At 58.3% G+C, this 11061-nt stretch carries 13 protein-coding genes; 9 read left to right on the top strand and 4 right to left on the bottom strand.

The features are described from left to right. From A37O_RS16130 to A37O_RS0107380, 4 genes are all read left to right on the top strand, one after another. On the top strand, window positions 1–211 hold a 211-nt coding region (locus A37O_RS16130; RefSeq protein ID WP_018295694.1), incomplete at its 5' end, for a transposase. A 412-nt stretch (window positions 212–623) separates the two neighbouring features. Then, on the top strand, window positions 624–2081 hold the full coding sequence (locus tag A37O_RS14920) for an NAD(P)/FAD-dependent oxidoreductase (RefSeq protein WP_018296867.1): 1458 nt from the start codon (window positions 624–626) through the stop codon (window positions 2079–2081). 100 nt (window positions 2082–2181) lie between these two features. Beyond that, on the top strand, window positions 2182–2973 hold the full coding sequence (locus A37O_RS0107385) for a 2-keto-4-pentenoate hydratase (protein ID WP_018296866.1): 792 nt from the start codon (window positions 2182–2184) through the stop codon (window positions 2971–2973). Between the two features lie 9 nt (window positions 2974–2982). Then, window positions 2983–3165, top strand: coding sequence for a tautomerase family protein (locus tag A37O_RS0107380; protein WP_018296865.1), 183 nt, complete (start codon window positions 2983–2985; stop codon window positions 3163–3165). 146 nt (window positions 3166–3311) lie between these two features. Here A37O_RS0107380 and A37O_RS0107375 read toward each other — a convergent pair whose 3' ends face one another. Continuing rightward, window positions 3312–4943: a thiamine pyrophosphate-binding protein gene (locus A37O_RS0107375; RefSeq protein WP_018296864.1), complete on the bottom strand. Its 1632-nt coding sequence runs from the start codon at window positions 4941–4943 to the stop codon at window positions 3312–3314. A gap of 491 nt (window positions 4944–5434) precedes the next feature. On the opposite strand from A37O_RS0107375, the gene A37O_RS0107365 reads away from it, so the two are divergent. Next, window positions 5435–5650, top strand: a complete 216-nt coding sequence (locus A37O_RS0107365; protein WP_018296862.1) for a hypothetical protein — start codon at window positions 5435–5437, stop codon at window positions 5648–5650. A gap of 31 nt (window positions 5651–5681) precedes the next feature. Then, entirely contained in the window at window positions 5682–5936 is a 255-nt protein-coding gene (locus A37O_RS0107360; RefSeq protein WP_018296861.1) for a hypothetical protein, read from the top strand. Window positions 5937–5939: 3 nt separating this feature from the next. Here A37O_RS0107360 and A37O_RS14915 read toward each other — a convergent pair whose 3' ends face one another. After that, complete coding sequence (locus A37O_RS14915) at window positions 5940–7061, bottom strand: MFS transporter (RefSeq protein ID WP_051077967.1); 1122 nt, start codon at window positions 7059–7061, stop codon at window positions 5940–5942. A gap of 125 nt (window positions 7062–7186) precedes the next feature. Here A37O_RS14915 and A37O_RS0107345 point away from each other — a divergent pair, with 125 nt between their 5' ends. Next, window positions 7187–7492, top strand: a complete 306-nt coding sequence (locus tag A37O_RS0107345; RefSeq protein WP_018296859.1) for a cupin domain-containing protein — start codon at window positions 7187–7189, stop codon at window positions 7490–7492. 3 nt (window positions 7493–7495) lie between these two features. Here the strand turns inward: A37O_RS0107345 and A37O_RS0107340 are convergent, their stop codons facing one another. Together A37O_RS0107340 and A37O_RS0107335 are read right to left on the bottom strand one after the other, a co-directional pair. Beyond that, entirely contained in the window at window positions 7496–8518 is a 1023-nt protein-coding gene (locus A37O_RS0107340) for an FAD-dependent oxidoreductase (RefSeq protein WP_033377892.1), read from the bottom strand. 29 nt (window positions 8519–8547) lie between these two features. Next, on the bottom strand, window positions 8548–9207 hold the full coding sequence (locus A37O_RS0107335) for a TetR/AcrR family transcriptional regulator (RefSeq protein WP_018296857.1): 660 nt from the start codon (window positions 9205–9207) through the stop codon (window positions 8548–8550). A 163-nt stretch (window positions 9208–9370) separates the two neighbouring features. Here A37O_RS0107335 and A37O_RS0107330 point away from each other — a divergent pair, with 163 nt between their 5' ends. Together A37O_RS0107330 and A37O_RS0107325 are read left to right on the top strand one after the other, a co-directional pair. Beyond that, a complete protein-coding gene (locus A37O_RS0107330) occupies window positions 9371–10144 on the top strand; it encodes an SDR family oxidoreductase (RefSeq protein ID WP_018296856.1) in 774 nt (257 codons plus the stop codon). Window positions 10145–10146: 2 nt separating this feature from the next. Beyond that, on the top strand, window positions 10147–11043 hold the full coding sequence (locus tag A37O_RS0107325; RefSeq protein ID WP_018296855.1) for an aldo/keto reductase: 897 nt from the start codon (window positions 10147–10149) through the stop codon (window positions 11041–11043). The last annotated feature ends 18 nt before the right edge of the window (window positions 11044–11061 follow it).

Genomic DNA, 11061 nt, shown 5'->3' with positions numbered 1-11061 from the left:
GACCAATGTCGTGGGGATCTTCCCTGACCGTGATTCGGTGGTCCGGTTGGTCGGGGCAGTGCTGGCTGAGCAGCATGAGGACTGGATGCAGCAGCGTCGGTACATGCCTCTGGCGATGCTGTCCTCGACGGCGGAGATGCTGGCGAAGGCCCGGGCAGCTGACGGCGTCGGCGTCGTTGTCGGTGACGGTCAGGAGGCTCTGGTGGCGTAAGGAATCCTGTTCCGTCAGCGGTCAGTTCATCGCTGAGTCAACCGCTGGCGGATACACCACTCAAAAGGACTTGACCGGCCTGGGCAGCCCAAGTAGCCCTTTGGTCACGAGAGTGCATGTTTTCCCTTCTGAGAACAGCTCTACTTCGGGTGTAGGCGTAAACGATTTAGTGCCTCACGGATCCTCACATCCGAGAAAATAGGGTCAGTCGAAGAATGCTGAAAAACCTAGACACGCTAGCAAACTACCTAAATCCACCCCACTTTGTATACTGAAGTGCTGGGACACCTGTGAGGTCCGGTCCACTCGATGCCAGCGGAACTGGTGGCGTGTGGGCGAATGTTTCATCGAGTCGATGCTTTCCAACACGATAAATGGCAGAGAAGTATCGGCTCACACCTAGGAGGTCACCATGGCTATCCGAAATTCAAAAACCAACACAAATGCACTACCGAAGGTACTCGCGGGAGCAGGCGCCGGACTCGCGGCGGGATTCCTCCTCGCTGGTAGGAATCCCTGGTACACCCAATCCGACACGTCCAGAGCAATCCGCGTTGAAACCGATCCGATTTCTGAGATCCCCGAGGAAGCCGATGTCGTTGTTATCGGCGGCGGCATTTCCGGGATCTCCACTGCGCTTTATCTCAACGAATTCGGACTGAAGACGGTCGTTTTCGAGAAGGGCAGCGTTGCCAACGAGGCTTCCAGTCGCAACTTCGGTTGGGTCTATTCCAACGCTCTGGCCCAAGAACTACTACCGATGGCGGAGCAGGCCAAGGAGCACTGGTTCGGTTTCGCAGACCGCTTTGGTTTCGACGTCACCGCTCGTCGCACGGGTAATTTCACGCTCGCGCCTACCGAGAAGGAGCTCGACCAGCACCGCGAGTGGCTTGTGATGGCGCAGAAAGCTGCCCCAACCATCGATGCCCAGGTACTGAACCAGGCAGAACTTGAAGAAAAGGTTCCGGGCGTGGGCAAAATGTTCGCCGGTGCCCTGTACCAGCCAAGCGACGGAATGGCCGAGCCCTCCCACGCCGTACCGCTGATTGCAAAGGGCGCGCGTCAGGAAGGCGTGAAAATCTTCGAGCGTACCGCAGTCCGTGGTTTCGAATACTCAGGCAAAGCGATCAGCAAAGTCGTCACCGAGCACGGCAGCATCCGGACCAAGAAGGTCGTGCTAGCGGGCGGTTCCTGGACCAGCTATTTCCTGAATAACCTTGGCATCAACCTGCCGCAGCAGAATATCGCCTCGTCGCTCCTGCGCTTCAGCGGGGCGAAAGCTGGCCCAGGAGCAGCGATGGGTGGCGACATTTTTTGGCGCGATGAGCTTCCCGGCACCGTGTCCATCGGAACCTTGCAGCACATCATTCCCGTTGAGATCAACAGCTTCAAGGTGCTGCCAGCTTTCGCGGGATCACTGAAAGAGCTGCTCAAGGATCCATTGAACGTCCCATTGCGGATTTCTATCGGCCCCGATTTCATCAATTCCCTGAAGCGCAAGCGTCGTTGGAAAAACGATGAAGTCACCGAGTTCGAGCGTGTCCGCATGCTTACTAGTCGCCACATTCCGGCTGGCCACAAGAAGGTGTTCAAGGCGCTCGAGGAAGTTTTCCCGGACACGAAGAATGCCAAGGTCATCGAGCGGTGGGGTGGGAGCATGGACGCGCTTCCCGATTCCCTCCCCGTCCTCGACCAAGTCGACCAAGTTCCTGGCCTCTACGTCAACAGTGGATATGCCGGTGAGGGTTTTTCGGTGGGCCCCGGCGGCGGTCACCTCATGGCAGAGATCGTTGCAGGTCGTGAGCCTTCCATCGACCCGACGCCGTTCCGCTTCAGCCGGTTCCACGACGGTTCGCAGCTCTCCATCTAAGACCAGAGATAATGCCAGGCAGGTTCTCCTGCCTGGTATTTCGCTTGACGACGAGCTCCCGCCCCAAAAATCTAGCGCTACGCGAAGGTATCCTTGGGCAATGACCAACACTGCAGGTATCACGGAGATTGCGAAACAGCTCGACACGGCGAAAACTAGCGCGACGGCCACCCCGCAGCTAGGGGCGGAGCTCACCATTAGCCAGGCCTACGAAGTGCAGGCGGAGCAGTTGCGCTTGCATAGGGATCGTGGGGAAAAGTATCTCGGTCCCAAGCTGGGTTTCACATCTCACGCGAAGATGGAGCAAATGGGAGTCGACTCCATCATCGTCGGTTTCCTCACCGACGCGATGGAGCTCGATGGCTCGCAGCCGATCGGGCTCGAGGGGTATATCCACCCGCGTATCGAGCCCGAGCTGGTTTTTCGCCTCGGTGACGAGGTTGTGCCCAGCGCGGAGGATTCACCAGAGGAATTAGCCGATCGGATTCGTGCGGCAACCACCGATGTCGCCGTGGGCATGGAGCTTATCGATTCTCGTTATGAAGATTTCAAGTTTTCTCTCACCGATGTGGTCGCTGATAATACTTCGGCTGCTGGGTTCATCGTCGATAAGTGGCAATCTTTTCCGCGCGAGTTGAGCGGTCTTGCTGTGGAGTTTGAAATCAATGGGGACGTGGCAGAAACTGCAACTTCCGATGCGATTCTGGGGAACCCAGACAATGCGTTCCTAGAGCTGGCGAAGATGGCGTTGACCTATGAGATTGAGTTGTCGGCTGGCGCGATCATTCTCGCGGGTGCAATGACCTCGGCCGTGTGGCTTGCGCCCAATCAGACGGTGACCGCGCGGGTTGAAGGCTTCCCTGAACTGACTGTCCGTACTGAAACTGTTTAGGAGATCACCATGCCAATCATCAATGTCACTCTCGTTGAAGGCCGCAGCGAAGAAGTTGTGGAGAATTTCATCAAGGAGATTGCAAGGACCACCGCGGAAACCCTCGACGCGCCGCTTTCGTCGGTACGCGTGATGGTCAACGTTGTCCCGCCGAATCATTTTGCGGTTGGTGACGCGCTAAAAAGCGAGTAGGTGGGGCTAGCCCAGGGAAGCAAGCTCGGTGCGCCTCGAATTCACACCAGCCGTGTTCTGCGATAACCCGCCATGCTTGTTCTTCGAGGGGTGGGATCGCACCGGAAGAAGAGGCGCGGTGGGGACTTGATCCGTCCTGGGTTCGACTAACGGATCATTTCCTGCATGTACGGGGCAATGATGTCGCGGGACACGCGGCAGTCCAGCGCGTAGGTTCCGCTCTTGCCGGTAGCTACCCACGCCTCAAAATCAGCCAAGTCGTCGAGACCCCTCACGATCTGGCTGCGAGCTCCCACCGCGCTTAATAGTCCAGCGAAGTTGACCTCTGGAATAAGCATCGGTGCCTCCGCCAGCCCCTTGCTGCCGTATTGATGGATTTCTGCACCGTACGCGGCATCGTTGATGACGATAATGACACCGCGGTTGGCCTGGCGCACGAAACTTTCGGCATCGGCAATAGCCATGAGTCCTCCGCCGTCGCCGGTGACTAGAACGCTCATCTTGTCGGTGCCTGCAGCCGCTGCAACTCCGACGGCCGTCTGAAACCCAAGGCCGATTGACTGAGTCGCCGTGCCCAGCAAAACCATGTGGTCGGGAGCGGGGACATCGAGGTAGGTGTTGGCCCAGCCAATGAAGTGCCCACCATCGGTGGCGATGATGCGCTCTCGAGGCAGTGCCTTATTAATACGGTAAAGCAGACTGCGTGGGTCGAGTCGCCCGTCCGGCGCGAGGGGATCCCCCTGGGGGCGCTGGGTAAGGTTTTCGGGCTGGATTCGTCGAGAAGCGACAAATCCTTGGTCCGTGAGTGCCTCGATGATGCCTGCGACCGCCTGCGTCGCACCGCCTTCCACGTGCTGGTTCACGCGGGCGTTGGTGGGGGACTCCGCGAGGTCGACCTGAATGACGTGGGCGTCCTCGCGGAAAGCAGAGCCGAACGCCATGGTGAACTGATTTAGGCCGGCGCCGACGACGAGTACGACATCGGCCTTGTGTATCTCCGGGGCAGCTTCGGGCGCTGCGAAGCCGCCACAAATACCCAGGTTACGGTAGTGCTCCGACGTGCCGAAAAGCCCGCGGGTGGGTGCTGTCGTGGCAACGTCTGCGTGGAGTAACTCGGCGAGTTGGTTCAGCTGGCCTGCGGCTTGCTTGCCGCCACGACCGGCGAGGATGAGAGGCTGCTCGGCTTGGGAAAGAAGCTGTGCGATTTCATTGATGGCTGTCGGGGAAGGGGCGGTGGCGGCTGGCTCCGGTTGTGTGCTGGGCGAGGCGATGGAGTCCTGGAGGTAGGGGTCGGTGGTTTCAAGCACGGCCAAGTCGTAGGGGATCTCAATGACGACAGGGGTGCGATGCGTGATGGCGTGCTCAAAGGCATCGACGGTTGTAGCCGCGGCATCTGTTGGTGTCACGGTGAAGGTCTGCACAGCAAAGGTCGCGGCGAGTGCAGCTTGATCGATATCCCACGGGCGGTCGTTCGAGGTCGGGCCTGTGCCGGTGACAAGGATGAGGGGGACGCGGGCCTTGGCTGATTCGACGAGAGCAGTGATGGTGTTGGTGAAGCCAGGACCATACGTCGTCGTGGCAACGGCTAGCTTGCCAGTGACGCGGTGGTAGGCATCGGCGGCCGCAACGGTACCCACCTCGTGGCGCACCGGGATGATGCCCATGTTCAACTGCTCAAGAGCGTTGACGAAAAAGGCGTTTCCATTGCCCATGATGCCGAAATACGTATTTACTCGGGGTGCTAAGACATGGGCGACGGTTTCTGAAACTGAGTGCACAATGGCCTCCTTGGAAAAGTGAGCCTTGTAAAGGGAGCAAGGCACAGAGAAGTTTTTGGACCATATGTGTCTCGGCAAGTCAGATTATCGGATGACCTGGTGCTTTAGTGTTCCTTTTTCGAACATCGAGGTAGATCTTAGAGTTCTCGGACACCGTAACGATAGGGGTAATCAGCGCTTGAGGCAAGAGGTTTTGGCATCATTTCTGTGCTGTATGTTCCCGAATGATCTCGTCGAGGCTGCCATTACGCTAGGCCTTGTGATGGCCGATACCGGCGGCAGCGGTGACGTGGTATCGATTCTTGCGGGATTCCTCTAAGGAACTGAGAGATCCTATGTGCCAGGTGCCGGGCGGTACCTGGCACTTTTGTGTGTAATTTGATCATGCAAATTAGCTAAACCTAATGACAAAAATAGGTTTTTCACGTAGTGTGAGCACCATCACGTCATGTGGTGCTAGCTGCACCAATTCATCGACCAAGGAGTGATCCATGCGTAAGAAGCTTGCCGCCCTCGCCGTCGTCGCGACGCTCACTTTAGGAGTCACGGCACCAGCACCGGCGAATGCCCGAGTTCAATCCGTGGTCGGCAGTTCCGAAGCCTTCTTTCAGAACCCACTATCCTTCGTGCAGCAAATTTTGACGCTCATTATCGTGGCCCCAGTCGTCATGTCAGTTCTCGTGGGCTACGACATCACTCACCCCTAGCATTCGTTAGTTAATCGAAAAGGAGCTTCCCATGCGTAAAAGGATTACTGCGATTACCGTTGCGGCGACATTGACCCTGGGTGTTGCCGCACCTGCCCCTTCACACGCCTTTGTCCAGTCCGCAGCAAGTAATTCCTCGGCTTTGGTCGAGGACCCAATTGCAGCATCGTCGTCATTATTCGGTCTTCTCCTCTGGGGCCCGTTTATCCTCTCGTCGATGATCCCTTCATTCCTGGGATTTGAGCAGTGCAACCTCTTTGATACTCGCGGGTGCCGCGAACCCTAGAACTTAACGCAGCAGCGGGCGTGACCAGAGAGCCAAGGTTGCGCCCGCAATTGCTGCGAGTACTCCCATGAGTACGAGGGTGCCGTACACGTAGCCAGAGTCGACGACCACGGATCCCAGTGCGGAGCCGGAGGCGATGCCCACCTGGTAGGTCACAACATAAATCGAGGAGGCTCGGTCCTGGTTCGAGCGCCCCGCATGCAAGAAGATCGTGGTGGCCACGGTGGGAAGTGCTCCATAGCCGGTGCCGAAAACCGCGATCATCAGGAAGATCAGCGCCACCGACACGGGCATGTCCGCACCAAAGGCGAGCACTCCGAGTATAGAGGCAAGAACCAGCATGACCGCGACAAAAGCGTTGAGACGAAGCATGCGCTGGTCCACCAAACGCGCAGCAAGTAGCACGCCGATCACACCAAAACCGCCGAAAGCGGCCAGGCCGATGGCGACAAGTTCAGGCCCGGATGTGACCTCGACGATGAGGCCCAAGTAGGTGTATGCGGCGAACGCGGCGGTGACAATAAGCGTCAAATAAATTACGAGCGAAGGCAGCGCACTGCGCTTCGCCGAACCCATCTGGTGGGCACCTGACTCCACGGCGGGCATCGTCGGCAAGCTAAAAAGCAGCGAGACGAATGCGACAATGACCAAAGCGCCGAGCAACCACGTGGCTTGGCGCCAGCCTAAGTGTCCACCGACGAAAGTGGCTAGCGGTGAGCCCACGACGAGTGCCATGGTCGAGCCCATGGAAACCACGCCGATGGCTTTGCCTGCCGAACCGAAGGGTGCCAGGCGTGCTGCCATCGGATTGACCACGGACCAGAAAAGGCCGTGGGTCAGCGCCGCGACGACACGTGCAATCACGAGCATGGCATAGTTCGAGGCGGTGGCTTGCAATACGATTCCGACCAGCAAAAATCCCAGCGTGACCATGAAAAGCGGCTTGCGGTTGAACCTGCGGGTGTAGAACATCAGCGGGATGGTCACTACGGCGACGATGCCCGCGTACACGGTCATGAGCAGGCCAATCTGGCCTTCGGTCACGCCGAGATCCTGGGCCATCGGGGTGATGAGGCCCACGGCAAACATTTCGAAGGTGACGTAGACAAACGCGGCGAAACTCATGGAAATGAGGGGCACGTACGGGAACTTGGCGGTATTCACGGGCCTAACGGTACGACCATTAACTGGTTTCCGTCGAATGGGAAAAAGATCGTGTGTTGCAGCTCACATCGAAGTAGAGTGAGGGCATGGAAAATCTCGACGCAAAAGCCCGCGACCTTCTTGCCAAAGCCATCAACCATCCACACGGTAGAGCAGCCAAAGTAGTCATCAACGAGGGGGTGCTGCGCCACACGGCGATAGCACTGGCCAAAGGTGTGGAAACTTCGGAGCACGAAGCGCCGAAGTGTGAATCCATCCTGTTGCTCATGGGCGAGATTTCAGTGGGGGACACGAAAGTTCAAGAAGGCGAGTTTTTCGTGCCCGATCATGAACGTCGCACCGTGACCGCGCTGGAGCATTCGGTCTTTTTGCTGACCACGGTGGTGGATTAGCAGTTAACTCGCGTTGACTCGCTCCGCGATGTCGGCGGCTGTCTGCTTCGCAAAAGGCGCGACACCCATGATCGTGTCCGCGCCGGGCCCATTGGCCTCGGAGAACCCCACCAGATAGAGGCCGTCGACCTTGGGGGTTCCAGTTTCCAAGTCGACCAGCTTGCGCACAACCTTCCAGGCGGGGCGAAAACCAGTGCACCAAATCAAGTGATTCACGTCCAACTCGTCCAAGTTTTCCACCATCGGTGTCGCCTTCAGCTTGCCGGAGTCTCGCGCCTTTAACACCTCGGGCACCATGACGATGTCGCCGAGGTTGTCCACTCCACCTGGGTCGGCCTCGCCGCGCGAGACTGCAAGGAAGCGCTCGCGGTTGCGCTTGAACAGGTCGGAACCGTCGATCTCGTCGGGCATCCAGCGAGGTTCATGGCGAGTAAGCCACACAACATCGGCGACCTCCGTGAGTTCGGCCGCAATCTGCGCGCCAGAGTTGCCACCACCCACCACGGCAACCTTGGTACCGCGGAAAGTGTCCTTGCCGGGGTAGTTGGCCGAGTGCCAGAACTGGCCCGTGATGGTCCCAGGGTACGAAGGGACAAAAGGCGAGGACCAAATACCAGTGGCGGTAACCACATTGTCGGCGGTGAACACTTCCGTCTCGCCGTGAGAATCGTCCACTGGACCAGCGGTGATGGTAAACAGGGAACCGTCATGTTCGACGGAGTGCACGTGCATCGGGCGACGAATATTGAACTCGTAGCGCTTCTCGTACTTGGTGAAGTAATCCACCACATGATCGCGCGGCGGGAAGCCATCGTAGGGTGGCATCGGCATTCCCGGAAGATTGGAAAATCCGGCAGTGGAAAAGAGCGTCAGCGACTCCCAGTATTGCTGCCACGCGCCGCCGGGGCCGGGCTGATCGTCGAGAAGCAATGGCTCAATGCCCTGCTTGCGCAAGTAGTATGCCGTGGCCAGGCCCGCTTGACCTGCGCCGATGATGATAACTGGATAATGGCTCACGGTTTCCATGATAGGTAATTGCAACTCTCGGCGGGAACTTATGAGTCGGTCAAGCGGCGGTGAGTTTCCTCGGTGCTCAAGGCGGGGGCAGGGAGGACGAGTTCGCGGGAGCGATCGGAGCGCAGGCTGTCGAGGTAGAGCCACAAGTGACGACGATAGACCTGCTCCTCCGGGGTTTTCTCCGTTGAGGTTGAGTTGTCGTGGGCTGCCTCCGAGATGGCAATAATTCCAATCTCTGCGAAAATCAGGTCGGTCCCGACCACGTCGGCGCGCACCTTTCCCTGCTCCTGGGCGCGCTCGACGAGTTGGTTGACTAGGGGTGCCAGCTTGTCGCGACTCCAATCGCTGCGCTCCTTGGGCATCCAGCGGCCTGAAAGGACCTGGGCCAAACCTCGGTCGTTGACCTGAACGGCGATGGAGCGCTCAAAGTAATCAACGAGCCCCTCCCACGCATCTGGAGCGGCGAGGGCATCGTGGAGGATATTTTCCAACTCGTCGACCTGCTGCTCGAAGATCGCCTCGATGAGTTCTTCCTTGTTGGAGAACCGCCGATAAGCGGTGCCCACGCCGACCCCGGCGTGGTGGGCGACATCGTTGAGAGTTGCATCGAGACCCCGAGAGGCGAACACTTCTCGGCCTGCCGTGAGGAGACGTTGGCGGTTTAATTCGGCGTCCTTGCGCAACTTTTCATCTGCCATGTTTGTAGCTTAGCCCACAAGTGGATGAACTATATCCATTTTGTGTTAGAGTGTGGTTAGTGGATATCTAGTATCCACTTAGCCGATGGGTTCCATCGCTCCGTTGGATTCCTGCACAGGGACTTGTATCAAGGCATGCACAGAAATCAGGAGAAAGATCATTATGAAGGTGTTAGTGATTGGCGCGACCGGAAGTATTGGTCGCCACGTAGTAAGCCAGGCGATTGCGGCGGGGCACGACACTCGCGCGCTTGTCCGCGATCAGCGCCGTGGCGAAAGTATGCTTCCGGCAGCTGCCGAATTGGTCGTCGGCGACGGAAACGATCCCGCAGCTATTGAACAGGTTGTCGACGGAATCGACGCGATCGTGTTCACGCACGGTTCGCACGGAGCCACGGGTGCAGCTGAAGAAATCGACTATGGGCTGGTGCATTCGGCACTGACTGCATTGAAAGGCCGCACCGTGCGGATCTCTTTGATGACCTCCATCGGTGTCACTGTGCACGACGGGCCCCACAATCGATCGACCCAAGCACACGATTGGAAGCGCCGCTCCGAGCGCCTCGTGCGCGTCAGCGGCAACCCCTACACCATCGTGCGACCAGGCTGGTTCGACTACAACGCCCCTGATGAGCGCCACATTGTATTCCTGCAGGGCGACACGCGCCGGGCAGGCAACTCCAGCGACGGAGTAATCGCCCGCGACGAAATCGCGCGCGTGCTCGTCGATGCACTGACCATTCCCGAAGCCGCCGGCAAAACCTTGGAGCTCGTCGCCGAACAAGGTGAAGAGCAGGCGGACCTTACACCAGACTTCGCTCAACTGACCCCCGATCATCCCGGCGCCTATGACGCGGCGCTCGACCCAGACACCCTTCCGCTGAAGCGCGAACCATCCACGGTCCGTGAACAACTCGAATCTATCAAGGAGAATTAATCATGAATACCAACCCCAACCTCACCCTGAATAACGGCGTAGAAATGCCAGCACTTGGCTTCGGCGTGTACCAGTCCAGCCCGCAGGACACGATCACCTCGGTCCAGACCGCGTTGGAAACCGGCTACCGCCTCATCGATACCGCAGCGGCTTATGGCAATGAACGCGAAGTCGGCGAGGGTATGCGACGCTCCGGCGTAGAGCGGAAGGATACTTTCCTGACCACAAAGCTGTGGATTAGCGACTACGGCTACGACGAGACCATGGTCGGGTTCGATGCCAGCCTGCGCCGCCTGGGCACCGACTACGTTGACCTGTACCTGATGCACTGGCCAATGCCGAAGGATTTCGAAAAGACCGTAGGCTCCTGGAAGGCCGTCGAGCAGATCCTCAAGGATGGCCGTGCCCGTGCTATCGGCATGTGCAACTCCAGCCCGCAGGACCTCGACGCACTCGCAGCACGCACCGATATCGTGCCCGCGGTGAACCAGGTGGAGCTGCACCCTTATTTCACGCAGAAGCAACTTGAGGCATACGACAAGGAACACGGCATTGTTACCCAGGCGTGGTCGCCGATTGGTGGCGTCAACGTGTACTCCAGCGACGACCCAGCCGAGCAGAAGAATGTACTGCTCGATACTGTGGTAACTGAGATCGCCGAAAAGTATGGCAAGACCGCAGCTCAGGTCGTGCTTCGCTGGCATCTGCAGCAGGGCCGCTCGGCCATTCCAAAGTCCGTGCGTCCCGAGCGCATCAAGGAAAACTTCGACGTGTTTGACTTTGAACTCACAGATCAAGATCTCGCAGCAATCGATGCGCTGGACACCGGCCTGCGTGGCGGCCCAGACCCAGCACTGGTTGACACCGAGATGTTCCCGGCGGTCATCGATAACTCCTAAGCCAGAAGTCCTAGCCCG

The organism is Corynebacterium lubricantis DSM 45231 (genome assembly GCF_000379425.1).
Lineage (GTDB): Bacteria > Actinomycetota > Actinomycetes > Mycobacteriales > Mycobacteriaceae > Corynebacterium > Corynebacterium lubricantis.
Note: the sequence above shows the minus strand (reverse complement) of the source record. Positions and strands in the feature narration are given on the sequence as shown.